Origin of the sequence: Neorhizobium puerariae, from assembly GCF_042429745.1 — a bacterium.
Taxonomy (GTDB): Bacteria; Pseudomonadota; Alphaproteobacteria; order Rhizobiales; family Rhizobiaceae; genus Neorhizobium; species Neorhizobium puerariae.
The window spans coordinates 1-24,428 of the sequence record NZ_JBHMAA010000020.1; the positions used below are offsets into that span (position 1 = coordinate 1).

Here is a 24,428-nt window from a genome sequence, read left to right on the forward strand (position 1 = left end):
CTCATGGCCGAGGATCGCCGGAAACAGGCCTTCCGGATCGGCCCCCGACAGCGTGAAATCGTCCGTATGGCAGATCCCCGTCGCCTTCACCTCGACCAGAACCTCCCCAGCCTTCGGACCTTCGAGTTGCACGGTCATCACTTCGAGCGGTTTTCCTGCCTGAACGGCGACGGCAGCGCGGACATCCATGTCTCTCTCCTGATGCTTCTCACGAATCCGGGCGGACTTTCGCACGGGGGGTATCGCGGCTCAAGCCGCGGGGCACGGTTTTATCGAGGCAAAAGACGGCAGGCGGGCGGCGTGGCGTTACCGTCGTCCATTCGCTCAAGGTTCGATGAGCGGCACATGCGGCGAGGCTTCTCTCGGCATCAACCCCGTGAGGCGAGGATCGTCGCTGACCTCGACCAGGAGGGCATAGGGGCGGAAGCCCGAACGCTGGTAGAATTGCACCGCGAAAGGATGGTCGAACGAGCAGGTGTGAACCCAGAAGCGGCGGATCGGCCGCGACCAGGCGATCGCGACCGCGTTGTCCATCAGGAAGCGGCCGGCGCCCTTGCCGATGGCATCGGCCACGAGGCCGAAAAAGGTCAGCTCGCATTCGCCCTCTTCCCGGAAATCGAGCTCCAGCAGGCCGATGGCACGATCGCCGTCCATGAGCCTGAAGATTTCGATCCTGGGGTCGCCGAGGATTGCCGCGAGTTCTTCATCGGCCATGACAAGCCGCGAGGTCCACATCCAGCGCTCGCCGACCGTACGGAAAAGCGTGCGATAGGCTGGAACATCGACGGATCGCCAACGCTCCAGGGAAAGCGAAGCATCGGCCGCCAGTGACGTTTTCAAGGGCGGGCGGACGAACATCTCGAGCCTCGTCTCGACGTTTGCGATCTTGCCGGGCGGGACGGCGGAATAGCCGGAGGGGAGCGAAGGATTTTCGGTCGTCATGCGGCCTTTGGAACCGCTTGGCGGCCGAATGTCAATGCCTGCCGCGCCGGCCTGCAGGGCAATCGCATATGAGGAACCGAGCAGGTGCGGTTTGCTCCCTCTTCTCCCCAGCGGGGAGAAGTGCCGAGCAAAGCGAGGCGATGAGGGGTGTACACGCGGCAATCTTATCGCCAGCCTGTTTGGCTTCACCCCCCTCATCCGGTCCTGCGGACCACCTTTGCCGGGGCGAGCCACAGGTCTCGCCCGTCCTTCGGACCCCCGCTGGGGAGAAGAGGGAGCGCTTTGCCTGCCCATCACTCCACAAGAAAAAAGGCATATCTTGCTCATATGCGATTGCCCTGCACCGGCCCGGAAACCGGTAACGGTTTCCGCAGAGCATGTTGCAGAGAATCAGCAGGTCGGAGCGTTTCTGCGCCCGTCGGGGCGAGACGCGTCCGTCTCCTCAAGCCGCCATTTCGTCGTTGAGAAGATGACTGTCGTCGATCGAGAGCCAGCGTTTGGTCCGCAATATTTCCCTTGGCCTTTCATACGTCACGACCGCCGCCATCATCTCGCTCCATGCGGGATGGTGGGCCGATCGAGGGGCAAGCCGGTCGATCTCGCGCAGCACCAGGGTTTCGGACGGCGAGAGCATCAGCCGGCCGCGCTCGAAGGCGCCGCGCAATACGCGCCAGATATAGGCGAGGTCGTGGGCGTTTATGCCTTCGGTGGCCGGTCGGCCCGCGCGATAGGCGCCTTGTGCTTCAGGCCCCAGCGCGAGGCGGAGCTGGTCGAGCGCGAAAGCGGAGAGGCTTTCCGGCACCTCGGACGCGATCTCCATCGCATGCAGCAGCAATTCCAGTTCCGGGGCGGAACGGACGACGCCATCGGCCGCTATCGTGCGCATCAGCCAGGCTGCGTTCGCATCGTCAATCATGCCTGCCGGTTCGCTGCGGTGGACGACGAACATCGCCAGGCTTTCGACAAAATAGCCGGCCCATTCGGGACCGGATGCGGGACAGAGGTCGTTCAACGCCAGAAGCGCGCGGGCGTCCTCTGCGGAACGGATGCCGTCCGGGAACGCATAGGTGCGCAGCATCAGGATATCGTCGGCCGTGATGCGACCTTTCCCGGCGATGACGCATGCCGGAAAGGAAAAGCGGAAACCGCTCATCTCTTTTCTCCGTTTCATCATGAAACTGAATGTGGGTTCTACCGAAAAGAAGTTGAGGGGCGGAAAAGGAGCAAGGTTAACCGCCGTTCAAAGGAGCCGCTAAACCGCCTCGGCCTGTTTCGATCTGATGCGCTCGCGCCAGATGATGAAGAGGCCGGAGGCGACGATGATGAGAATTCCGAGCCATTTGGATGCCGTCGGGAAATCGCCGAAAAGCGCATATCCGAGCACCGTGGCCGAGATGATCTCGAAATACTGGAAGGGCGCCAGCAACGAGAGCGGCGCGAGGCGGAAGGCGCGCACCACCAGCAGGTGCATATAGCCGGAAATCGAACCGAGTGCGATCAGCAGGAAAAGCCCGAGCCACGAGCCTGGCAGCGACGGCGCGAAATCCGCGCCGCCGAGATCGGCGCCGAAGCTCAGCGCCGCGCCCATGAAAAGCGTGCCGCCGACGCCCGCCATGGTCTGCATGACGAGGGGCGAATCGGCTTTGCCGATCGCGCGGTTCAGGAAAAGATAGAGCGTGTAGAGGAAGGCGCAGACCACCGGCAGCAGCGCCGTCCAGCCGAAGATCGCGTAGCTTGGCTGTATCACGATCATGGCCCCGCCGAACCCGACAACGATCGCCAGCCAGCGCCGCCAGCCGACCTTCTCCCCGAGGAAAAACGCCGACATCATGGTGAGCATGAAGGGCTCGACGAAGTAGATGGCAAAAACATCCGCCAGCGGCATGTATTTGACCGCAACGAAGAACATCAGGCTTGCCGAGGCATGCAATACGCCGCGAAACAGGTTCATCCAGGGGCGTTTCGCCCTGAAAACGTCCGCCCCGGTCAAGACCACCAGAGGCAGGATGCAGACGAGCTGAAAGAAGAACCTGTAAAAAGTGACCTGCCCGGGCGACATGGATTCGAAGGTCGCCATGTATTTGGCGATCGCATCCATGGCCGGCAGGACGATCATGCAGGTGGCCATGATGGCCATGCCCTTGAGCGGATTTTCAGGTGTGGGAGAGGGCATGCCTGGCGCTTTCGAAGGAAAGGCGATCTTGAACCACAGCAGGCCGCGATCTTCAAGCCGGGATCAGGCGGAACGGAGATCGGAAACCGTCGGCCCGAAAATCTCCTCGAAGGCCTCGCGCAACCTCATGTCCACGTCGGCCATCATCACCGGCAGGCCGAGATCGACAAGGCTCGTGACGCCGTAGGCGCTGATTCCGCACGGCACGATGCCGGAGAAATGCGAAAGGTCCGGATCGACATTGAGCGACAGGCCGTGGAAGCTCACCCAGCGGCGCAGGCGGATGCCGAGTGCCGCTACCTTGTCCTCGGCCATGGTGCCATCCGGCAGGAGCGGCTTTTCCGGACGCCTCACCCACACGCCGACGCGATCCTCGCGCCTCTCGCCCCGCACGTTCATCATGCCGAGGGTGCGGATCACCAGCTCTTCCAGCGCCGCGACATAGGCGCGGACGTCCTGACGCCTGCGCTTCAGGTCGAGCATCACATAGGCGACCCGCTGGCCGGGACCATGATAGGTGTATTCGCCGCCGCGGCCTGTGGAAAACACCGGGAATCGGTCCGGCTCGATGAGATCGGCGGATTGGGCGCTGGTGCCGGCCGTATAGAGCGGCGGGTGTTCCAGGAGCCAGACAAGCTCGTCGGCGTCGCCATCGGCAATCGCCGCGACTTCCCGCTCCATCTCCGCCACCGCCTGCTCATAGGGGACGAGGCCATCGGAAATCCGCCAGCGCACCGGCGGCGAACCGGCTCCGGGCAACATGGAAAGGTCGAGATCGGTACGTGTCAGCATGGAAATTCTTTTGGCAAAAACGAAAACGGTGGGCAAGGGGCCGGGCTTTCCGGCCGTTTCCATATAGGTATGCCGGCCGCCGATTTTTATCCTTCAAAAAACTGTCACGGCATACTTGTGCACCCCAAATCCTTTTGCTACATGCTGCCCCGCCGACGCAAATCGGCACCTACCACGATGCGGTCGTGGCGGAATTGGTAGACGCGCAGCGTTGAGGTCGCTGTGGGGCAACCCGTGGAAGTTCGAGTCTTCTCGACCGCACCAACAAAACCCGCTTCGGCGGGTTTTTTGTTGTGCGGAAGGCTTCCGGCAGAGAATCTGCCGTTGGAAATTTGCCGGCCAAGCTCCCGTTCTTTCTGGATTTTTCCCTTGCGCTCCTGGTCCCGGGCACCCGGGGACAGAACATGGAGGCACTCATCCTGCCGGAGAACGGTGAAAAAGCCCGGATGCGGTCTTGAAATCCAGGGCCGATCTGGTGGATTGGTCGTCGTTCCACTTCAAGCGCCGGGGGAAGTCCATGGTAGAAATCAAGGTCAAGGCCCGCCAGACCGGCGCGACGGCCGTGCTCGGGCGCACCGGTCACCCGTGGGTGACAAGCGAGACGGACGGGCGGATCGATGTGGTGACGGGAGCCTCCGAACCCGGATTCAATCCGCTCGACCTGATGTTTTCCTCGCTTGCCGCCTGCCTGGTGCTCAGCGGGCGGATCGCGGCAAGCAGGCTCGGCATCCTCGACAGGCTTGCCGAGGTGAGGGCTCATGTGAGGGGCGAGAAGGCGCATGACGGTCCTTCGCGGGTCACGCGCTTCATCGTGGACCTGAAGGTCGAGGGCGATCTCACGGCCGATCAGAAGGCGGAGATCGTCCACATGGCGGAGGAAATCTGCACCGTCAGCAACACGCTGAAGGGCTCGCCGGCGTTCTCCATCGAGCTCGGCTAGGACGGGTATCCTCCCGGCCCAGGTCGGTGCTTCGTTGCATCAATGATGCGTGGACGCGCCGTCCCTGGCGCCCGTCAGCGTCAGATGGCTTTCGACGTCATGGACACCTTCGACGGTTTCCGCGCTCAGCACGGCCTTGCGTGCCGAAAACACGGTATCGACCGAACCTTCGAGAATCACCCTGGTTCCCTCCGCATGCGGCTCGATGTGGGAGACGTCGACATCGGGCAGGTCCGCCAGGCGTTCGGAAACCTCCCGTTCGAGCTCGGCTGCGGTCTTGCCTGCAATCGCATTCATGGTCGTAGCTCCTCGTTGCTGCGACCGGATAACGGATGAACGGGTTTTTGGTTCTATTTCCGCTTTTCCCATTTGCGGGTGAGGCGATCGCGCTTCAGCCGGGACAGCCGCTTCAGCCAGAAGATGCCGTCGAGCTGATCGATCTCGTGCTGCATGCAGATCGCCTCGAAGCCCTCGGCTTCCTCCTCATGGAAAACGCCTTCCAGATCCTGGTAGCGGAAACGGATTCGCTTCGGGCGTTCGACCTCGTCGGTCGCACCGGGCATGGAAACGCTGCCTTCCGCATGCCGCATGGTCTCCGCGGAGGAGGAGAGGATTTCCGGATTGGCATAGAAGTGGGGGCCGGCCTCCCGGGAGAGTTCCAGGACCACGAGGCGGGTGAAGACGCCGATATGGGCCGCGGTGATCCCCACGCCGGGCGCGGCCCGCATCGTGTCCAGAAGGTCCCCGGCAAGCGCGGCAAGGCCGGCGTCGAAGGCCGCGACCGGCCGACAGGGCAGGGAAAGACCCGGATCGGGATATTTGAGGATGGTGCGGACAGTCATTTTCGAGCTTTCCCCGGTCTTTGCACATGGATTTTCCAGCGCGTTTCAGGGTGCGCACTGGACCGGCAACGCCAATTGTTCTAGCAGGAAAAGGGGCGACATGAACACCGCCGCCGGATCGGGCTATCCGGTTGTTGGCGATGTGTTTTTGGCCGCTATTCCCGGGTCTGTCAGGCGAAGCAGCGAGGGCGGCAGATGAGCGATATCGGCGAAGACAACCGCCTGCGCACAAAGACCGACGACGCCGGCGACGACATCTATTCCGAGGACGGTTCGATCCGCGCCGATTTTCTGGCGCTGGTGGGGGCTGCGATCGCCGATCGCGACGTCCTTTTCCTGCGGAGCCACGTCGCCCGCCTGCACGAATCGGAACTCGGGGACCTGCTGGAAGCGATCCTGCCCGACCAGCGCTCGGCGCTCGTCAGGCTGCTCGGCAAGGACTTCGACCTGACGGCGCTCACCGAGGTCGACGAGGCCATCCGCCTCGAGATCGTCGACCAGATGCCGAACGAGCAGATCGCAGCGGCGATCGGCGACCTCGATTCGGACGACGCGGTCTACATTCTCGAAGACCTCGACCAGAAGGACCGGGAAGAGATCCTCGCCAAGCTGCCGTTCACGGAACGGGTGCGGCTTCGCCGGGCGCTCGATTATCCCGAGCAGTCGGCCGGACGGCGCATGCAGACGGAATTCGTGGCCGTTCCGCCGTTCTGGACCATCGGCCAGACGATCGACTACATGCGCGACGAGGAGGACCTGCCGGAAAGCTTCACCCAGATTTTCGTCATCGATCCGACCTTCAAGCTGCTCGGCACCGTCGACCTCGACAGAATCCTGCGCACCAAGCGGCAGGTGAAGGTCGAGACGATCATGCGGGAGACGAGCTATCCCATTCCCGCCGACATGGACCAGGAAGAGGCCGCCCAGCTCTTCGAGCAGTATGACCTCCTTTCCGCCGCGGTCGTGGACGAGAACGGAAGGCTGGTCGGCGTGCTCACCATCGACGACGTCGTCGACGTGATCCAGGAAGAGGCGGAAGAGGACATCATGCGCCTTTCCGGCGTCGGCGACGAAGAACTCTCCGATTCGGTCGCGCAGACGTCCCGCTCGCGCGTGCCCTGGTTGCTCGTCAACCTCTTCACCGCCTTCATTTCGGCCTCGGTGATCTCGCTTTTCGAGGCGACGATCGAAGAGGTCGTGGCGCTCGCAATCCTGATGCCGATCGTCGCGGGCATGGGCGGCAATGCCGGCTCGCAGACGATGACGGTGACCGTCAGGGCGCTCGCCACCCGCAATCTCGACATCCACAACGCCTGGCGGGTCGCGCGACGGGAAGCCGGCGTCGGCCTCATCAACGGCGTGCTGATCGGCTGCCTGGTCGGGACCGTGGCCGGTCTCTGGTTCCACGACCCCAATATCGGCGGGCTGATCGCCACGGCCATGCTGATCAACATGTTCGCGGCCGCCATGGCGGGAATCACTATCCCGATGATCCTCGACCGGGCCGGCGCGGACCCGGCCGTCTCCTCGGCGGTGTTCGTCACCGCCATTACCGATACGACCGGTTTCTTCTCGTTTCTCGGCCTTGCGACGCTCTGGCTGCTCCACTGACGCCCGCAAAATTGACTGTTACGTAAAAGTCAATTATTTTCGGAGGACGAGCAGCAGGATGTGGTTGTGAACAAATACTATAGCATAACGGAATTGACGCGCGAATTCGGGGTTTCGACCCGTACACTTCGTTTTTACGAGGATGAAGGGCTCATCCATCCCGAGCGGCGGGGCCGGACGCGGCTTTTCCGGGCGGCGGACAGAAGGCTGATCCAGGAAATCCTGCGAGGCCGCAGAATAGGCTTCACGATCGCCGAGATCCGCGAGATCATCCAGGTCTACAAGGAGCCGCCGGGCGAACTCGGCCAGCTCAAGCTGCTGATGAAACGCGTCGACGAAAAGCGCGAGGAGCTTCGCCAGAAGCGCAAGGACATCGACGATACGCTCGCCGAGCTGAACAATGTCGAAGAAGCCTGCCTGACGCGGCTTGCCGAGATCGGCGTCGGAACCTGATCCTCAATCGGATGATGGCGTTTCCATGGAGCATTGCTCGGCGATTGCCTGGACGCGGTCGTCCTGCGGCGTGATGCCGCCTGTCTGCAGCGGCATCATGAGCGACTGGGCGATGAGCCGGTCCGCCGTGCAGCCGCAGAAGCGCTGGCAGAGGGCCCGATCGCCCGTCTGCCTGTTGCAGCCCGCCTCGCAGCTCAGCATATAGGCGTGGCGCGGGTCCGGCGGCGGCGGCGGATGGACGAGCGAAAAAAGATACAGGAGCGCGATCAGAACGGGCTGGTGCATGAGGTAGACGATCAGGCTGTGCCGGCCGGCTTTGGAAAGAAGGCTGGGCTTCGTCTGAACGGCGGCAAGGCGGGGCAGCCAGTTTCCGGAAATCGCCATGCGTGCGACGGCCACACCGGCAAGCAGCGCGGCGACCCAGGGAAAGAGCGGCACGTAGTCGTTCGAACGCGGCGGGATTTCGGCAAAGCCGAGCCAGCTCAGGGCGCGGGTGTTGAACGCGGCCGAATCCAGGATGCCCGGCATCGGGCCGTAGTCGGTTATCATGGCGGCGACGATCAGCAGGACCGCCGCGGCCGTGACGAGCGCGGGCAGGCGCAGGAAGGCGAGCCCGATCAGGCTCGACAGCGCGATATTGTGCAGAATGCCGAAATAGATCCATTCATTCGGGAAGGCGAACAGCGTCGCGATGCTGATCGCCGCGGCCGCTCCGGCGACGATGGCGAACCGCTTCCAGAATGAGGACCAGCGCATCGCGGGGAAATGCGCAAGGACGAGGCTGAAGCCCGCGAGGAACAGAAACGAGCTGGCGATCGACCGGGCGTAGACGCGGAAAAGGCCCTGGGTCGCGGTGCCGGGCTCGATATAGCCGAAGAATTCCAGGTCCCAGGTGAAATGATAGGTCGCCATGGCGATAAGGGCCACGCCCCTCAGGGTATCGATGAGAGTGATGCGGGGCATGCACGAGGGGGAAGCGGGGTTGTCGGCAACAGTCACTGTGGGTCTTTCCGGGTTACTGGATGTCGCGGTCCATAAGCGCCAGCCGCGCCTCGGAAAAATACTGCCGGCGGGTGAGCACGAAGATGACGAACGAGGTCATCGCCATGAACATATAGGGCCCGGCGAACCAGCCGAGATAACCAATCGACAGGAACAGGGCGCGAAGACCGGCGTTGAAATGTTTGGCGGCGATCGTGTTCATCCGTACGACCTGATCGGCGGCATGCTCGGCCGCGGTACGGTCGACATTTGTATCGTGCATCATCGGCAGGGCGCCGAAGAGAATGGTGCAGTAGTTGAAGAGCCGATAGGACCAGCCGAATTTGAAGAAGGCGTAACCGAACAGGAAGGTGAGGCCCGCCACCTTGATCTCGAAAGCGGTGCGGCCGCCATAGGCGACCATCGGCAGATTGCTGAAGACGGCCTCCACCTTGTCCGTCGCGCCAAGCAGGGCGAAGCAGCCGCCGATCGCGAAAATCGAGGTCGAGGCGAAGAAGGCGGTGCCGTTCTGCAGGCCTGCCAAAATCTGAGTGTCGATCATCTTCAGGTCGCGGCGAAGCGAATTGTAGATCCACCGCTTGCGGCGTTCGGCCATGGCCCGGTTGAGGCTCAGGCGCGGAAAAAAGCGGGCTCCCGCGCCGGCCGTCACCCAGGAATATCCGGCCCAGAGAAAGGCAAAGAGCGCGAGAGCGATGTAGTCGGCGGTTGTCATTGGCCTCACCGGGACTCAGAGGAATGCCATTTGTAATGCGTCAGTTCCGGGATTCCGGCAAGGGTGGCCGGAAGCCGGCATCGCTGGTATTCCTCCGGCACAGTTTCTATCTTAGAAACATGTCGCTCGCATCTAACCGGATGTCGGGTAACAGCTACGGCGCCATGGCATATCTGACATAGCCTGTGGCATCACCGTTTCCAGGTATGATCTCATGTTTCTGTCCGTCTTCGACGTCTTCAAGATCGGCATAGGTCCATCCAGCTCCCATACGATGGGGCCGATGTCGGCCGCCAATCGTTTCCTGGCGCTCATCCTGTCGGACGACTGGCCGCGCCCGCCGGGCGCCCAGGTCGCGGAGTTGAAAGTGAGCCTGCACGGCTCGCTCGCCTTCACCGGCATCGGCCACGGAACGGGCAGGGCGGTGATCCTCGGCCTGGTGGGCGAGGAGCCGGCACGCGTCGATCCGGACCGGATGGACGAGATCATCGCCGACGTCGAAAGGACCGGCCTCGTCACGCCGCCCGGCCATCCGTCCTACCGGTTCCAGCCGCGGACGGACCTGATCTTCGACAAGAAGCAGCCGCTGCCGGGACATGCCAACGGTATGAGCTTTTCCGCCTTGGGCAAGGACGGAAGACTGCTTCTGAAGCGCATCTACTATTCGATCGGCGGCGGCTTCGTGGTGACGGATACGGAACTGGAAGCGATGCGCTCCTCCAAAAAGGCATCCTCCGATGCGCGCGTGCCCTATCCGTTCTCGACGGCGAAGCAGATGCTGGACATGTCGCGAGGTTCGGGGCTGACGATCGCGCAGATGAAGCGCGCCAACGAAGAGACGAAGATGGGCGCCGCCGAACTGGACGCCGGTCTCGACGGCATCTGGGCGGCGATGAGGAGCTGCATCGACCGCGGGCTCAAGGTCGACGGCATTATGCCGGGTGGGCTGAAGGTGAGGCGCCGCGCAAAGTCGATCCACGACAAGCTCAACGAGGAATGGCGCAGCAACCGGCTGAACCCGCTGCTCGCCAACGACTGGCTCTCCGTCTATGCCATGGCGGTCAACGAGGAGAATGCCGGCGGCGGGCGCGTCGTGACGGCGCCGACCAACGGCGCGGCGGGCGTCATCCCCGCGACCATCCGTTATTACCTGCATTTCCATGAGGATGCGACCGAGGAGGACATCCGCAACTTCCTGCTGACGGCGGCGGCTGTCGGCGGCATCATCAAGCACAATGCCTCGATCTCCGGGGCCGAGGTCGGCTGTCAGGGCGAGGTGGGCTCGGCGGCCGCCATGGCCGCGGCGGGGCTCGCGGCCGTCATGGGCGGTTCGCCGGAGCAGATCGAGAACGCCGCCGAGATCGCGCTCGAACACCATCTCGGCATGACCTGCGACCCGGTCGCAGGCCTCGTGCAGGTGCCCTGCATCGAGCGTAACGCGCTCGGCGCGGTCAAGGCCGTGACGGCCGCCTCGCTCGCCATCAAGGGCGACGGCACGCATTTCGTGCCGCTCGACGCCTGTATCGAGACCATGCGCCAGACCGGCAACGACATGAGCGAGAAATACAAGGAGACCTCCACCGGAGGCCTCGCCGTCAACGTCGTCGAATGCTGATGCCTTCCGTCGCTGTGGAGCAAGCGGCGAGGGGCTTGACGCAGGGCCTCATTGGGTCTTGAACCGAGGAATGGCTCTTCATCTGATCAAACTCTGTGTCGGCGCGGATTCGATCCAGGACCTCAGGGACTGGGTGGCGGAGCGTTCGCTCAAGGCGATGGCGGCCGGCCTCGAACCGCACAGCGTGCACACGACGCGGATGGTGCCGAAGCGCACCGAGGAACTTCTGGACGGCGGTTCGCTCTACTGGGTGATCAAGGGGCAGGTCATGGCCCGCCAGAAACTTCTCGAGATCGAGACCTTCACAGAGGGCGACGGCATCCAGCGATGCCACCTGCTCCTTGGTCCCGAGGTCATTGAGACGGCGCCGCAGCCCAAGCGGCCCTTCCAGGGCTGGCGATATCTAAAGGACGAGGAAACGCCACGCGATCTCGGCAAGATGGGCGAGGGCGTCACGGCGCTGCCGGAAGAGCTTCGGCGAGAGCTCGCCGAACTCGGGCTTCTTTAAACTTCAGCGCAGCCTGATACGGACGGGCGCCCGGCCGGATCGCATGCCGACATGCAGGTGGATACCCGCTTCCGGCTGGGACTGACGCCATGCGCGGGCTCCATGGCCGAGCAGCATCGCGACCAGGTCGCGTGTTCTTTCCCTGGAACGACTGATACCCAGTCCTGCAAGCCGCATGGCTGCCTCGTGAAGCGGATTGAGGGCTACACCCTTGGCTCTTGTCTTGTGCGCGGGCCGAAAGGCGAATTCCACGCTGTTTTCATTCATCCCCATCGGAAACTCCGTTTACGCGTTACTTTCGAGCTTCCCCCGCACCGGATATCCGGTGCGAGCATTTCGTCGTTCGTTGCGGGCCGCTCACTGGAGCGAAGCCCAGCAGCTGATGCCCTTTTTCTTCAAGACATTGCAGGCATCCACGGCCGTCTTCTGGTCATCGAAGCCACCGAAGCGGGCGCGATAGAGCTGTGCGCCGTTGTTGGTGAAGGCGACAGTGAAGGGTTTGGCGGAACGCAATACTTTTCCGCCTTTATCCTGCGCATTCTGCAGGAGATCCTGGGCCATTTTCTGTGTGGGCGATGCGCCGATCTGGATCACCCAGCCGTTCGGCGCCGCCGGGCTGGCAGCCGGCGCAGATGCCCTGGTCGAGGCGGTGGTCACGTCGTCGACGGTTCCCTTGCCAAGGCGGTGCGCAGCCACCGTCTCGGTCCGCTCGGGAATATATTCCGGAGCGGGGGTCGGCACGGCCGCCATGGAGCCCATGGCGGTGCTCATCACCTGGTTGATGACCTTCTTCTGTGCGGGCTCGGCGGCATAGGCCGATGCGGCGGCCGGAGCTTCGGCGACTGGCATGCGCTCGTTGTAGCGTGCACCCGGCATGGGTCCGCTGTTCGGCAGGTCGAGCGCAGCCATCTGGCGCGCGTCGGACTGCGTGGCGGCGACCGACGGAGCGGATCGCACGGGTGCTGCCGGCACAGGCGCGGCAGGGGCGGCCTGGGCGATCAGGTTGCTGTTGCCGCCGCGCGACGAGGCCTGCGGCAGGTATTCGGCGACCAGCTTGCGCATCGTGGCATCGCGGGCGGCGCTCGAACGGCCGCCGAGGACGACCGCGACGATCGAGCGGCCATCGGCCTGGGCCGAGGTGGCAAGGTTGCTGCCGGCGGCGCGGGTATATCCGGTCTTGATGCCGTCCACGCCCTTTACGGTGCCGACCAGCCGGTTATGGTTGCCGATCACCTGCTTGCCGAAGTTAAAGCTGCGGATGCCGAAATAGCCGTAATACTGCGGAAAATGCTGGCGCAGCGCGATGCCCAGGCGCGCCTGGTCGCGGGCAGTGGTCATCTGCGTGGTGTTCGGCAGCCCGTTGGCATTGCGATACGTCGTGCGGGTCATGCCGAGCGCGCGCGCCTTGCTGGTCATCATCTGGGCGAAACGGTCTTCCGATCCGCCGAGGAATTCCCCGAGCGCGGTTGCGATATCGTTGGCGGAGCGGGTGACGAGCGCGCGGATGGCCTGGTCGACCGAGACGGAGCCTCCGGCGCGCACGCCAAGCTTCGAGGGCGGCTCGGAAGCGGCGTGAGCGGACACCGGCACCGGACTGTCAAGGCTGATGCGCCCCGCTTCGAGGGCTTCGAACGTGAGGTAGAGCGTCATCATCTTGGTGAGAGAAGCGGGATAGCGCAGGCCATCCGGATCTTCGCCGTAAAGGACCTTGCCGGTCTTGGCGTCGACGACGATACCGGCGTATTTCGGCGCTGCCTCAGCAGGCGTCGAGAAAACCGATACCGCCAGAACCAGGGAAAAGAGACAACCGAGGAAACGTCCCGGAACCGTAGCGCCACCCTTAGGGAAGGAAGCGGAGAACATTGTTTTCGACACTGCCGCACTCATCGCTTGCATCACATTTTCATACGTCCGGACGCTCCTCCGTCACGGCCGTTATCCCTCACTGTAGGAGAACAGCGTTACCAAGAGGTTTATGATGAACGGCAGCTTGCGGTGATCCGCTGCATTTTAGACATTCGTTCCATCCGTCCGCCGGGGCCTATTTCGCCAGCCGGTTTTCGACAAAGGACCGAACTTCGGCATCAATATGTTGCCAGTCCTTCAGAAGCGCGCTGGAGAAGCGGTAGAGCGCCGTCAGGTCCTGGCCGACATGGATGTCGCGCTGGCAGTCGCCGCTGGTGGGTTTCTCTCCGGCTGCCGGCAGCAGGCAGCGCACGACATAGTCCGCGGAGCCCGGGCGAGGCGCGGTGAGGATGACTTCGCCGCCATAGCCGGAATCGGCGCGCAGGTGGTGAAGCGTCAGCCCGAAATCCATCTCCTGTCCGTCGCCGTCGAAGAATTTCGAATAGATCGGGTCGAGCCGGCCGGACATGTCGCGCGACATGGTGCTTTGCGACAATTGCAGGAAAATCAATGACGAGGACTGTGAAACGTCATCGAAACGCCGGCGCGATCCGGCGCTGTATCCCTCAAGTTCGGGCCATGTCGCATAGAGGTCCGCACGTTCCGCCGTCCCGCTTCGCCGCTGTTCCCGAAAGCGGATCATATTGGCCGGGAGCCGGAGGCTGTCCTGCCCGATCCGCACCATAAACTGCTCGGTGCTGTCGGTATGGCCCGCGAGAGCGATGCGTTCGCCGAACCAGCGTCCGCCTATGCCGATCGCCGCCGTCAGCGTTGCAAGCACAGCGATGACCGCCGTCAACCGGTAGAGAAACCGGTTGGAGATCAACGGTTCTTCCTCAAGGGAAGAAGGGGTGGGGGCTGGACCTGCCATGCCGTGCGCTCCATGTTCATCGAGGGACACTCGCCATGCCCCGGAATGGAACGGGAACGAGGAACGGAACGCGGGCGGGCGACTGGGCGGCAGTCTGGAATGCGAGGGTTAATACTTCGTAAACAGGGGGCGGGCCGGAAACCGGCTCTGCGAGGAGGCGAAGGTGCAGCTTTTTCACGGAATCAACGTGGTGTCGATCTCCGTTACGGATCTCGAGCGGGCACGGCTTTTCTACCGCCATACGCTTGGTCTTGGAGAACCGCTCCATGATCTGCCGGATGCGGGATGGATCGAGTTCTCGACCGGGGCGGACGGAAGCAATCTGTCGGTGACCCTTGCGGGGCCGGGCTGGGAACCGTCAACCGGCACCACCGTGGTGCTCAACGTCAAGGATTGCCACGCGGCGGTCGACGAACTGCGATGCCGCGGCGTGGCCTGCGGCGAGCCGGTCGTGTTCGAAGGCCATGCGGTGCATGCATCCTTCCACGACCCCTTCGGCAACCGCCTGCAGATGTGCAGCCCGGCGGCCTGACGGGAACCGCCGCCGGACGCCGTGCCTCTTCTTCCGGAGCCGTTATCGTCCGACGGAGCCGACGGCGATCGTGCGGCCGTCCTGCAACTTGACCCAGCGGGCCGGATCGTCGGTCGCCTGGCGCTTCAGGTAGGTATATTCCGTGTCGGACCAGAGCATGACCTTGTTGCGCATGTTGTCGAGCACGAAATCGCCGCGATCGGTGCGGACGGTCAGCACCGCGTGGCCTTCTCCGTTCGGCTGCAGCACGACGGTGATGAGAAGATCGGACGGATCGAAACCCTTGGTCATCAGCATCTTGCGCTTGAGGAGCACGAAATCCTCGCAATCGCCGACAGTGCGCGGATAGGCCCAGCGCTCCTCCACGCCGTAGATCTCCTGGTCGGTCATCGGCGTGATCGAGGAATTGACGGTGTAGTTGATGTCCAGGAGGGCCTGCCACCTGTCCTCGGTGAGGGCCATCGGACCGGCATCCTTGTAGGTCGCCGCGCACTCGCTCACATAGGTCTTGCAGAATTCATAGTGACCAATCGGCGGATTGGCCTTGCCGATGACGCGCATCGCGCCGGCCGGCATGCCGAAGGAATGTCCGGCGGAAAAGAGGGCCATGACGGCGGCGATGGCGGTGAGGCTCAGTCCCTTGCTGCACTTCATTTTTGTGTCTCCCCGTTGTGGGAAGAACACTGACACAGAGGGTTTGAGTGAGCGCAAAATATCGCAGTAAAATCAATCTCTTATTTGAATTCAATTTATCTAAAAGACGATTCGAATGCGCATCGAATTTTGCTAAAATTCGAATGGTATTCGACTCTTGTTTTCACAAGACGCCGGCTGCCCGACCCGGAGGGCCGGCTGCCGTTTCCTCCAACTCGTTGCGGATAAAAGACTTTTTTCGCGGATCGGGAGATGCGGGAATTTGCCGGCGGAGCGCTTGCGGGAGACGACGCGGAGACCGTCAGCCTGCGGGAGCGCGTCATGGCAGGGCTTCCGAGGGGCACGGGGAGGCGATTTCAGCCCCGGCCGGCGGGCCAAAAAAGTGCCGAAAGGGCACAATTTTTTTCAGAAAAGCTCGTTTTGGCACACGAAGTTGCCTGCCAGGCCGCGTTGTCCAGCGATGAAACAGGTCTTTATGAGAGATGGGAAGGCGCCCGTGGCGGATGCCTCAAAGGAATTCGGTCAGCGTCTCGCGCGACTGGACCGAGTTGAATTCGATGGCGACGCCTTCGATGAAATGGCGCACCACGCGGCCGCGCATGTTGCCGAGGCGGACAGCCGTGCCGATCGGCGGGCGGATATCGACATCGACCGCCGCGCCCGAAAGGGAAAGGTCCATGATCCGGCAGGCATAACGCCGGCCATCGTCGAAAATGATCTCGGCCCGGGTGTTGCGCGGCGTCAGGCGATCGTGGCGGCGATCCTCGGGCAGGCCGAGTTCGTGCTTGTTGGCGATCCAGGTGAGCTGGGCCGCAAGCTTTTCGCGCTTGCGGTCCGTCGCGTTGATCGACATCGCGAACCCGTCTCCCGAAAGAGCGAGCACGGTACCTTCCAGGCGGCCGATATGATCGAGATAGGCGATCACGCGCTCACCGATGGCCGGACGGCCGAGGCAGGAGAAGGCGACGTCGCCCGGGGACATATCCACCACGGAACAAGGAAATTCCTCGTGCGTCGCGAGCATCAACCGGCCCGAAACGTTGACCGACACCCGCTGGAAAGCCCTTTGGGAGGGGGCTGCCTGTGTCGACGAAACGTGGGCCGGCTGAAATGAATACATATGAGAGAGCTTTTCTCTTCGGACGTGTCGCCGAAAGATAGCCTCTCGCGGTTAACAGAAGGTTTTGCGCGGGGTTCCTGATCAGGGTTCCTGATGATGGGCGAAGAGACGGCGCCACAGCGTTTCGCTGGAGCGGCGGGGCGCGCGCCGGGGCGGCGTTTCGACGGGCAAGCCGCTTGCGACGAGGAACGTCCAGTTTGCCAGGGCGAGGCCGATGACCGGACGTTCCGTCGCCGGGAAGGGCGACCCGTGCGGAAGAAGCGCGCCGAGGACCCGGTCGCTCTTCTCCTCTTCCTCGGAGCGGACCGGAAGAAGCAGCATTTCATACGGCAGGCTCACATCGCCATTCGTCGCCAGCACATCGAGGAGAGCCGGTCTTTCGTAACCGATGACGTTGTGAACGATCTCCGCCGGGTGCGCATACTGGTCATGGAGCCATGTTTCGGCAAAGGCCGCGCCGCGCAACTCGCGATCGAACAGGTCACAAACGCGTGTTCCGGCCAGCCGGAAAGTGAGGAGGCCTGCCGCGTCGGCCGTCGCGATGAAGAGATGCGGGAGCCAGTTGCGCAGAGCCACGGGGTCTATCTCCGTGCGCAGCGGCGCCGCGCGGTCGGCCTTGATGTCCGCCCAATAATCGAAGACAGCCCTGGTTGCCTTGTTCCTCATTCATCATCACCTGTCACATTTCGATGCAGATCGCGCCTCATGCGCGACCATTCCCCGAATGCTCAGCGAAATTCATGCCACGAGCGGACCATCAAGGTTAGGAAACCGTTAATTCGAGGCCCCGATCGGCCTCCGTCCAGGGCGCTTTCCTTTGTTCAACCGCTCCTATATGGCTGACGGTCATTCCGGGAAGGAATGACGGAAAGGGACGGGAATGAGCGATGGGCCGAACATGGCTGAGGAACGGGAGGAAACGGGCGGGGAAGACCAGCGTTCGCCCCCGATCTTCAACCTGCCGCAAAGCCTGGTGGTGACGCTCGCCCTGCTGGCGGCGATCTACGTCGTCCAGGAATACCTGCTGGACGACGATACGCGGGCCTATCTGATCGTGAACCTCGCCTTCACGCCGCTGCGTTATGTCTATCCGCTGGAGGAGCAGGGGTTCGCCTGGCTGTGGACGCCGGTCACCTATTCGCTGCTTCACGGCAGCGTCGAGCACATCCTCTTCAATGCATTGTGGCTGATGGCGTTCGGAGCGCCGGTCGTCCGGCGTATCGGCACGCTTCGCTACGTGCTTTTCTGGGTGCTGTCGGCGGTGGCGGCGGCCTTCTTCCATGCCATGCTCAACTGGGGCAATGAAACGCTGCTGATCGGCGCTTCAGGCGTGGTTTCCGCACTGATGGGAGCGGCCTGCCGCTTTGCCTTTCCGCCCCGGCGGGGTTACGATCGGACCCACGGCCATCTCTATCCCCGGCAATCCATCCTCGGTTCCTTCCGCAACCGCACCGTGGTGATCTTCACGGCGATGTGGTTCATCGGCAACCTGCTGATCGCTTTTGGCGTCACGTTGTTCGGCGCGGAGGTGGGACCCATCGCCTGGGATGCGCATATCGGCGGCTTCCTGTTCGGCTTCCTGCTGTTCGCTCTCTTCGATCCGCTGCCGGCATCCAGGTCCAGGACCTAGAATCCCGTTCACGCAACCTTGATCTGCCTTCGACCTCGTCCTAAAATTCTCAAATGAGCGGGAAGCGATCCCCGCCTGCGGTGCGTTTCCCCTTGGGAGCGGGGTAGCACCCAAGCCACGCGGTTTACGAGGAGAAAGCCATGGCAATAATCGTCAAGAACATGCTCGATGCAAAGGGCCGCGACGTGGTGACCGTCGGTCCGGACAAGACGCTGCTGGAAGTCGCCGAAATCCTGCACCAGAAGAAGATCGGCGCCGTGGTGGTCACCGGAATGGAAGGCCGGATTTCCGGCATCTTCACCGAGCGCGATCTGGTGCGGGCGATCGCCAGCAAGGGGCCGGCGGTGCTCGACCAGCCGATCAAGTCGACCATGACCACCAACGTGCATCGCTGCAAGGAAGAAACGACGGTCGATGAACTGATGGGCATCATGACCGGCGGGCGTTTCCGCCACGTTCCGGTTGAAAGGGACGGCAAGCTTGCCGGCATCGTTTCGATCGGCGACGTCGTCAAGTCGCGCATTCGCGAAGTCGAACTCGAAGCGGAGCAGATGAAGGCCTATATCGCCGGCTGACGTTTTCGAAAAGCGTCGCCGGCAAGCGCGTTCGCCCGCACTCTAGCGGGCGAATACTTCCTGAACGCGCTTGAGCGCGGCGATCTGGGCCACGGTTTCCTCATAACCGCGTTCAATCGCCTCGCCGGCGCGATGGAACTCGGAAAGTCCTATGTCGCTGAGGCGAGGGTGAAGGGCGAGGTCCGGCGGATCGCCGGCAAGCCGCGCGCGGGAAATGCGCTCCTGGATGATATTGAAAGCCTGCACCATCGTGCTGGTCACGCCGACGCGGGCGTTGTCGGCTTTTCTGGCGGCTTCATCGGTCGACTGGACGCTGGCGCTGTGCTTGACCACCGCCGAGCGGCCGAAGACGTCGTAGTTCAGGTTGACGGCGACCACGAGGGGCTGCTCGTAGGCGCGGCATACGGATGTCGGAACCGGATTGACGAGCGCGCCATCGACGAGGGTGCGGTTGTTGCACTTGACGGGTTCGAAGATGCCGGGCAGCGCATAGGACGCGCGCAACGCCGTGATCAGCGAACCGCTGGAAATCCATACTTCGTGGCCGGTGTGCAGTTCCGTCGCGACGGACACGAAAGGTCGGTCGAGATTTTCGATCGACAGACCTTCGAGATGCTCCTGCATGCGCTTGGTGAGCCGCATGCCGCCCAAAAGCCCGCCGCCGCCAATCGTCAGGTCAAGTAGGCCGGCAATGCGGCGCATGGTGAGCGAGCGGGCAAAATTCTCGAGCGCGTCGAGCTTTCCGGCAAGGTAGCAGCCGCCGACCAGGGCGCCGATCGAGGTGCCGGCAATCATGCCGACTTCGATGCCTGCTTCGTCGAGCGCCCTGAGCACACCGATATGGGCCCAGCCGCGCGCGGCGCCGCCGCCAAGGGCAAGAGCCAGTTTTGCTTTGCGGGGAGGCTGGATGTCTGGGGGGCGTGAAGGTTCAAGAACTTGCATTCCGCCGGCTTCGGCAGGCGCCGCCTGCGGATCGTGACGATTCCAACTCCAGTTCAGCATCGACAAAAACCTCCAAGCTGAACACTCCCCAGTCTAGGGATTAAACACCCGACCGGTTTCGAAATCGTTTATCCGACGCTTGCATGTCGAAAAACGAGGCAATTACCTATTTGGTTCCCCCGTCCGAATAGACGGTATCAGGATCGAAATGGCGTTCGTCGTCGGTGATTTCAAGGACAGCATTGCTGTCACGTTTTGTGACGATCCGATAAAAACAGGACCGCCGGCCGGTATGGCAGGTCGCGTCGTGACCGGCCACGGAAACCTTGAGCCAGACGGCATCCTGGTCGCAGTCGGTCCGCAGTTCGTGGACGGTCTGGAGGTTGCCGGAGGACTCGCCCTTCTTCCAGATCCTGCCGCGCGAACGGCTGTAGTAATGGGCAATGCCCGTCTCGACGGTCAGAGCCAGGGACTCGGCATTCATATGAGCGACCATGAGGAGCTCGCCGTCGCGGACGTCGGTCACGACGGCGGTGACGAGGCCGCCGGCATCGAAACGGGGGGTGAAGGCGCCCGCGCCTTCAAGCTCCGCCTTGTCGGCGGAAGGCTTTTCAAAGGTGAATGTCATTTTGAAACTCCGCCGCTCAGCGGTTGCGGGCGAGCGTGAAGAAGCGGGCCTGCTCGGCGGCGTTCGCCTTGAATTCGCCGGTGAAGGTGGTCGTCATGGTCTGCGACCCCTGCTTCTGCACGCCGCGCATTTCCATGCACATGTGTTCCGCTTCGATCATCACGGCGACGCCACGGGGCTTCAACGTATCTTCGATAGCGGAGGCGATCTGCGCCGTCAGGTTTTCCTGGGTCTGAAGACGACGGCCGAAGATCTCCACGACGCGCGCGATCTTCGACAGGCCGAGAACGCGGCCGTTCGGCAGATAGGCGACATGCGCCTTGCCGATGATCGGCAGCATGTGGTGTTCGCAATGCGAGAAGAACGGGATGTCGCGCACCAGCACGATATCGTCATATCCGGAGACTTCCTCGAAGGTGCGGCCGAGCACTTCTTCCGGAGACTGGTCGTAACCGCCGAAAAGCTCGCGGTAGGCTGCCGCCACACGCTTCGGCGTATCGAGCAGGCCTTCCCGGGCCGGGTCGTCGCCCGCCCAGCGAAGCAGAACGCGCACGGCTTCCTCGGCCTCCTGCTGGCTCGGACGGGCCTGCTTCTCCTTCGAGGCCGGGAAATTCTTCACAATGGCATCCATCTATCGTCTCCCGATGCGGTTCAAGGCCGCATCCGACTGGCGTTACTCACAAACTGACCAACACGCGGGCAGCCGCGGCTGAATTTTGTGCAATCTTTCGCTATCTGAGCCTCGGCGGATGTTTTTACAAGATATCCTGTTCCTATTTCGAGAGGATTTCGTGAAAACATCCTTTCTTGATGACCTCGTCCGCAGACCACATATAATGTCAGGAACTCTTTTGTGGTAGTCCATAGGACGGGACGCTGTGTCAAGCTTTCGCCGACGGACTGCAAGCGGGCCGCCATGGACGATATCTACAACAGCAAGATTCTCGAATTCGCCGGCAACATCACCCGTACCGGCACATTGCCGGATGCGGACGCGAGTTCGGAAAAGCACTCGAAGCTCTGCGGCTCGAAGGTGAGGGTCTACCTGAAGATGGAGGGCGATACGGTGACCGATTTCGCCCACGAGGTGCGGGCATGCGCGCTCGGCCAGGCTTCGTCCTCGATCATGGCGCTGCATGTCGTCGGCGCTACGGCCGGTGAAATCCGCAAGGCGCGGGAAGACATGCTCGCCATGCTCAAGGAAGGCGGCGAGGGACCGGATGGCCGTTTCGAGGAGATGCGTTACCTGAAACCTGTCAGGGACTACAGGGCCCGCCATCCTTCCACAATGCTGACGTTCGAGGCCGTGGTCGACGCGATCGCCCAGATCGAAGCGCGCGAACGTCCCGAAGCGGCCGCCGTCTGAGCCGATGTGCAATGCTCCGGATTGCGGGCATCCCGAACAGCGGCCGAAAGCCGGCCGTTCGCGCAACTGGTCCGGCCCGTTCCCCAAGACGCCCGGCAGACTTCTCGGCATGGGGTTCATCCGGCTTTATCAGCTCACGCTTTCGGGCTTCATCGGCAATTCCTGCCGCCATATCCCGACCTGTTCGGAATTCGGCTACGAGGCGATCGCCCGGCATGGGCTGTGGCCCGGCGGCTGGATGACGGTTTTCCGCGTCGCCCGTTGCGGTCCGGGCGGAACCGGAGGGCTCGATCCCGTGCCGGAAGAACTCGGCAGGCGGCAGCGCTGGTGGGCTCCCTGGCGCTACTGGAAGCGTTGATCGTCCTCGTCACGACGGAAGACCAGCGCTTTACTAGGCGGGCGAAAGCGACTATCACGCGCCCGTTGCCGGCCGGCCTCTTTGTTCCGGCCAATTTGCCACCACCCGCATTCGTTGGCGGGACTGGACAGGAGAAAGACATGTCCCAATCCATTTCCCTTACATTTCCCGATGGCTCCGTCCGCGTATTCGATGCCGGAACGACCGGCCGCGACGTCGCCGAATCCATCTCCAAGTCGCTCGCCAAGAAGGCGGTCGCGGTCGCGGTCGACGGCACGCTGCAGGATCTTGCCGATCCGGTGACCGCCGGCAGGATCGAGATCGTCAGCCGTACCGACCCCAGGGCGCTGGAGCTGATCCGCCACGATGCGGCGCATGTGATGGCGGAAGCCGTGCAGGAGCTCTGGCCGGGAACGCAGGTCACCATCGGGCCTGTGATCGAGAACGGATTCTACTACGATTTCAAGCGGGTCCATCCCGACTCACGCGAGGACTGGCCCTTCACGCCCGAAGATCTGCCGAAGATCGAGGCAAGGATGAAGGACATCATCGCGCGCAACAAGCCGTTCACCAAGCAGGTGTGGCCGCGCGCGAAAGCGCGCGATGTGTTCGCCACCATGGGCGAGGGCTACAAGGTCGAGCTGGTGGACGCGATCCCGGAGGACCAGGACGTCAAGATCTATTATCAGGGCGACTGGTTCGATCTCTGCCGTGGCCCGCATATGGCCTCCACCGGGCAGATCGGCACGGCCTTCAAGCTGATGAAGGTGGCCGGCGCCTATTGGCGCGGCGATTCCAACAATGCGATGCTGACCCGCATCTACGGCACGGCCTGGGCAACGCAGGAGGAGCTCGACCAGTACCTTCATGTGCTGGCGGAGGCCGAAAAACGCGACCACCGCAAGCTCGGCCGCGAAATGGACCTGTACCATTTCCAGGAGGAAGGCCCCGGCGTCGTCTTCTGGCACGGCAAGGGCTGGCGCATGTTCCAGACGCTGACGGCCTATATGCGCCGCCGGCTTTCAGGCGCCTATGAGGAAGTCAACGCGCCGCAGGTGCTCGACAAGTCGCTCTGGGAAACCTCCGGTCACTGGGGCTGGTACAACGAGAACATGTTCGCCGTGAAATCCGCCCATGCCTTCATCCACCCGGATGACGAGGAAGCGGACCAGCGCGTCTTCGCCCTGAAGCCGATGAACTGCCCGGGGCACGTCCAGATCTTCAAGCATGGCCTGAAGTCTTACCGTGAACTGCCTATCCGCCTTGCAGAATTCGGTCTCGTGCATCGTTATGAGGCATCCGGGGCGCTGCATGGCCTGATGCGGGTGCGCGGCTTCACGCAGGACGATGCGCATATCTTTTGCACCGACGAGCAGATGGCGGCCGAATGCCTCAGGATCAACGACCTGATCCTGTCGGTCTACAAGGATTTCGGCTTCGACGAGGTGGTGGTGAAGCTTTCCACCCGGCCGGAGAAACGTGTTGGTTCCGACGCCCTCTGGGACCGCGCGGAAGCGGTCATGATGGAAGTGCTGAAGACCATCGAAATGCAGTCGGGCGGGCGCATCAAGACCGGCATCCTGCCGGGCGAGGGCGCGTTCTACGGACCGAAGTTCGAATATACGCTGAAGGATGCGATCGGCCGTGAATGGCAGTGCGGAACCACGCAGGTGGATTTCAACCTGCCGGAGCGGTTCGGGGCGTTCTACATCGACCAGAATTCGGAAAAGCGGCAGCCGGTGATGATCCATCGCGCCATCTGCGGCTCGATGGAACGTTTCCTGGGCATCCTGATCGAGAACTTCGCCGGCCATATGCCGCTCTGGTTCGCGCCGACCCAAGTCGTGGTCGCCACCATTACCTCGGATGCAGACGACTACGGCCATGAGGTGGCGGAGGCGCTTCGCGACGCGGGACTGGTCGTCGAGACCGATTTCCGCAACGAGAAGATCAACTACAAGATCCGCGAGCACTCGGTCACGAAAGTGCCCGTCATCATCGTCTGCGGCAAGAAGGAGGCAGAGGAACGCTCGGTCAACATCCGCCGCCTCGGCTCCCAGGCGCAGACCCCGATGAAGCTCGATGAGGCGATCTCCTCGCTTGCCCTCGAGGCAACGCCGCCGGATGTCCTGCGCCGCATCGAAGCGAAGAGGGCGGCTGCAGCCTGACCTGCAATCCCGGCAGCGCCCGTCAACGGCGGGTGCTGCCGGAAAACCGTAACGTCACTGCAACAATGCTGTGACATTGTCATGGGGCG

At 62.7% G+C, this 24,428-nt stretch carries 29 protein-coding genes and 1 tRNA gene; 12 read left to right on the forward strand and 18 right to left on the reverse strand.

What is annotated here, in order from left to right; translation table 11 throughout:
* The 5 genes from ACFFP0_RS18090 to lipB form a co-directional block, all read right to left on the reverse strand.
* On the reverse strand, positions 1-189 hold a 189-nt coding region (locus tag ACFFP0_RS18090; protein WP_377263444.1), incomplete at its 3' end, for an alcohol dehydrogenase catalytic domain-containing protein.
* 135 nt (positions 190-324) lie between these two features.
* Positions 325-942, reverse strand: a complete 618-nt coding sequence (locus ACFFP0_RS18095) for a GNAT family N-acetyltransferase (protein WP_377263446.1) — start codon at positions 940-942, stop codon at positions 325-327.
* A gap of 442 nt (positions 943-1,384) precedes the next feature.
* The gene (locus ACFFP0_RS18100; protein WP_377263447.1) at positions 1,385-2,095 is read right to left on the reverse strand and encodes a hypothetical protein; all 711 of its coding nucleotides are present in this window, start codon (positions 2,093-2,095) and stop codon (positions 1,385-1,387) included.
* A gap of 99 nt (positions 2,096-2,194) precedes the next feature.
* Positions 2,195-3,115: a DMT family transporter gene (locus ACFFP0_RS18105; protein ID WP_377263449.1), complete on the reverse strand. Its 921-nt coding sequence runs from the start codon at positions 3,113-3,115 to the stop codon at positions 2,195-2,197.
* Between the two features lie 63 nt (positions 3,116-3,178).
* Positions 3,179-3,907 carry a lipoyl(octanoyl) transferase LipB gene (gene lipB, locus ACFFP0_RS18110; RefSeq protein ID WP_377263450.1) on the reverse strand — a complete coding sequence of 243 codons (729 nt, stop codon included), beginning with the start codon at positions 3,905-3,907 and terminating at the stop codon, positions 3,179-3,181.
* Positions 3,908-4,086: 179 nt separating this feature from the next.
* Here lipB and ACFFP0_RS18115 point away from each other — a divergent pair.
* A tRNA-Leu gene (locus ACFFP0_RS18115) sits at positions 4,087-4,171 on the forward strand.
* A 253-nt stretch (positions 4,172-4,424) separates the two neighbouring features.
* Complete coding sequence (locus ACFFP0_RS18120) at positions 4,425-4,847, forward strand: OsmC family protein (RefSeq protein ID WP_377263452.1); 423 nt, start codon at positions 4,425-4,427, stop codon at positions 4,845-4,847.
* Between the two features lie 39 nt (positions 4,848-4,886).
* Here the strand turns inward: ACFFP0_RS18120 and ACFFP0_RS18125 are convergent, their stop codons facing one another.
* Positions 4,887-5,144 (reverse strand): BON domain-containing protein, encoded by a 258-nt coding sequence (locus ACFFP0_RS18125; protein WP_377263453.1) that lies wholly within the window; start codon positions 5,142-5,144, stop codon positions 4,887-4,889.
* A 53-nt stretch (positions 5,145-5,197) separates the two neighbouring features.
* Entirely contained in the window at positions 5,198-5,689 is a 492-nt protein-coding gene (locus ACFFP0_RS18130; RefSeq protein WP_377263455.1) for a peptide deformylase, read from the reverse strand.
* Positions 5,690-5,884: 195 nt separating this feature from the next.
* Here ACFFP0_RS18130 and mgtE point away from each other — a divergent pair, with 195 nt between their 5' ends.
* Both mgtE and ACFFP0_RS18140 read left to right on the forward strand, forming a co-directional pair.
* Positions 5,885-7,300 (forward strand): magnesium transporter, encoded by a 1,416-nt coding sequence (mgtE, locus tag ACFFP0_RS18135; protein WP_377263457.1) that lies wholly within the window; start codon positions 5,885-5,887, stop codon positions 7,298-7,300.
* A gap of 60 nt (positions 7,301-7,360) precedes the next feature.
* Positions 7,361-7,753 (forward strand): MerR family transcriptional regulator, encoded by a 393-nt coding sequence (locus tag ACFFP0_RS18140; RefSeq protein WP_377263458.1) that lies wholly within the window; start codon positions 7,361-7,363, stop codon positions 7,751-7,753.
* Positions 7,754-7,756: 3 nt separating this feature from the next.
* Here the strand turns inward: ACFFP0_RS18140 and ACFFP0_RS18145 are convergent, their stop codons facing one another.
* Together ACFFP0_RS18145 and ACFFP0_RS18150 are read right to left on the reverse strand one after the other, a co-directional pair.
* Positions 7,757-8,716 carry an acetyltransferase domain-containing protein gene (locus ACFFP0_RS18145; RefSeq protein ID WP_377263644.1) on the reverse strand — a complete coding sequence of 320 codons (960 nt, stop codon included), beginning with the start codon at positions 8,714-8,716 and terminating at the stop codon, positions 7,757-7,759.
* Between the two features lie 52 nt (positions 8,717-8,768).
* Complete coding sequence (locus tag ACFFP0_RS18150) at positions 8,769-9,467, reverse strand: DUF599 domain-containing protein (RefSeq protein ID WP_377263460.1); 699 nt, start codon at positions 9,465-9,467, stop codon at positions 8,769-8,771.
* A 214-nt stretch (positions 9,468-9,681) separates the two neighbouring features.
* On the opposite strand from ACFFP0_RS18150, the gene ACFFP0_RS18155 reads away from it, so the two are divergent.
* Together ACFFP0_RS18155 and ACFFP0_RS18160 are read left to right on the forward strand one after the other, a co-directional pair.
* Positions 9,682-11,082: an L-serine ammonia-lyase gene (locus tag ACFFP0_RS18155; RefSeq protein ID WP_377263461.1), complete on the forward strand. Its 1,401-nt coding sequence runs from the start codon at positions 9,682-9,684 to the stop codon at positions 11,080-11,082.
* Positions 11,083-11,152: 70 nt separating this feature from the next.
* Positions 11,153-11,590, forward strand: a complete 438-nt coding sequence (locus ACFFP0_RS18160) for a DUF1489 family protein (RefSeq protein WP_377263463.1) — start codon at positions 11,153-11,155, stop codon at positions 11,588-11,590.
* Positions 11,591-11,593: 3 nt separating this feature from the next.
* On the opposite strand, the gene ACFFP0_RS18165 is transcribed toward ACFFP0_RS18160, so the two are convergent.
* The 3 genes from ACFFP0_RS18165 to ACFFP0_RS18175 form a co-directional block, all read right to left on the reverse strand.
* Positions 11,594-11,863, reverse strand: a complete 270-nt coding sequence (locus tag ACFFP0_RS18165) for a hypothetical protein (protein WP_377263464.1) — start codon at positions 11,861-11,863, stop codon at positions 11,594-11,596.
* Between the two features lie 84 nt (positions 11,864-11,947).
* Positions 11,948-13,486 (reverse strand): SPOR domain-containing protein, encoded by a 1,539-nt coding sequence (locus ACFFP0_RS18170; protein WP_377263465.1) that lies wholly within the window; start codon positions 13,484-13,486, stop codon positions 11,948-11,950.
* A 145-nt stretch (positions 13,487-13,631) separates the two neighbouring features.
* A complete protein-coding gene (locus ACFFP0_RS18175) occupies positions 13,632-14,366 on the reverse strand; it encodes a hypothetical protein (protein ID WP_377263466.1) in 735 nt (244 codons plus the stop codon).
* Positions 14,367-14,529: 163 nt separating this feature from the next.
* Between ACFFP0_RS18175 and ACFFP0_RS18180 the strand changes: the two genes are divergently transcribed.
* Positions 14,530-14,898 carry a VOC family protein gene (locus ACFFP0_RS18180; RefSeq protein ID WP_377263468.1) on the forward strand — a complete coding sequence of 123 codons (369 nt, stop codon included), beginning with the start codon at positions 14,530-14,532 and terminating at the stop codon, positions 14,896-14,898.
* Between the two features lie 42 nt (positions 14,899-14,940).
* On the opposite strand, the gene ACFFP0_RS18185 is transcribed toward ACFFP0_RS18180, so the two are convergent.
* The 3 genes from ACFFP0_RS18185 to ACFFP0_RS18195 all read right to left on the reverse strand — a co-directional run bounded on the left by ACFFP0_RS18185 (position 14,941) and on the right by ACFFP0_RS18195 (position 17,338).
* On the reverse strand, positions 14,941-15,507 hold the full coding sequence (locus ACFFP0_RS18185) for a transglutaminase-like cysteine peptidase (RefSeq protein ID WP_377263646.1): 567 nt from the start codon (positions 15,505-15,507) through the stop codon (positions 14,941-14,943).
* Positions 15,508-16,060: 553 nt separating this feature from the next.
* A complete protein-coding gene (locus tag ACFFP0_RS18190; protein ID WP_377263469.1) occupies positions 16,061-16,672 on the reverse strand; it encodes a PilZ domain-containing protein in 612 nt (203 codons plus the stop codon).
* 81 nt (positions 16,673-16,753) lie between these two features.
* Positions 16,754-17,338 (reverse strand): PAS domain-containing protein, encoded by a 585-nt coding sequence (locus ACFFP0_RS18195; RefSeq protein WP_377263470.1) that lies wholly within the window; start codon positions 17,336-17,338, stop codon positions 16,754-16,756.
* Positions 17,339-17,570: 232 nt separating this feature from the next.
* Between ACFFP0_RS18195 and ACFFP0_RS18200 the strand changes: the two genes are divergently transcribed.
* Both ACFFP0_RS18200 and ACFFP0_RS18205 read left to right on the forward strand, forming a co-directional pair.
* Positions 17,571-18,302, forward strand: a complete 732-nt coding sequence (locus ACFFP0_RS18200) for a rhomboid family intramembrane serine protease (RefSeq protein WP_377263648.1) — start codon at positions 17,571-17,573, stop codon at positions 18,300-18,302.
* A gap of 140 nt (positions 18,303-18,442) precedes the next feature.
* Positions 18,443-18,877, forward strand: a complete 435-nt coding sequence (locus ACFFP0_RS18205; protein ID WP_377263471.1) for a CBS domain-containing protein — start codon at positions 18,443-18,445, stop codon at positions 18,875-18,877.
* Positions 18,878-18,919: 42 nt separating this feature from the next.
* Here the strand turns inward: ACFFP0_RS18205 and ACFFP0_RS18210 are convergent, their stop codons facing one another.
* The 3 genes from ACFFP0_RS18210 to folE form a co-directional block, all read right to left on the reverse strand.
* Positions 18,920-19,879, reverse strand: coding sequence for a patatin-like phospholipase family protein (locus ACFFP0_RS18210; RefSeq protein ID WP_377263472.1), 960 nt, complete (start codon positions 19,877-19,879; stop codon positions 18,920-18,922).
* Between the two features lie 106 nt (positions 19,880-19,985).
* A complete protein-coding gene (hisI, locus tag ACFFP0_RS18215) occupies positions 19,986-20,447 on the reverse strand; it encodes a phosphoribosyl-AMP cyclohydrolase (RefSeq protein ID WP_377263473.1) in 462 nt (153 codons plus the stop codon).
* Between the two features lie 16 nt (positions 20,448-20,463).
* Complete coding sequence (folE, locus tag ACFFP0_RS18220) at positions 20,464-21,078, reverse strand: GTP cyclohydrolase I FolE (RefSeq protein ID WP_377263475.1); 615 nt, start codon at positions 21,076-21,078, stop codon at positions 20,464-20,466.
* Positions 21,079-21,363: 285 nt separating this feature from the next.
* Here folE and ACFFP0_RS18225 point away from each other — a divergent pair, with 285 nt between their 5' ends.
* The 3 genes from ACFFP0_RS18225 to thrS all read left to right on the forward strand — a co-directional run bounded on the left by ACFFP0_RS18225 (position 21,364) and on the right by thrS (position 24,339).
* Positions 21,364-21,813: an iron-sulfur cluster assembly scaffold protein gene (locus tag ACFFP0_RS18225; RefSeq protein ID WP_377263650.1), complete on the forward strand. Its 450-nt coding sequence runs from the start codon at positions 21,364-21,366 to the stop codon at positions 21,811-21,813.
* A 4-nt stretch (positions 21,814-21,817) separates the two neighbouring features.
* On the forward strand, positions 21,818-22,171 hold the full coding sequence (gene yidD, locus ACFFP0_RS18230) for a membrane protein insertion efficiency factor YidD (protein ID WP_377263477.1): 354 nt from the start codon (positions 21,818-21,820) through the stop codon (positions 22,169-22,171).
* 140 nt (positions 22,172-22,311) lie between these two features.
* Positions 22,312-24,339, forward strand: coding sequence for a threonine--tRNA ligase (thrS, locus tag ACFFP0_RS18235; protein ID WP_377263478.1), 2,028 nt, complete (start codon positions 22,312-22,314; stop codon positions 24,337-24,339).
* The last annotated feature ends 89 nt before the right edge of the window (positions 24,340-24,428 follow it).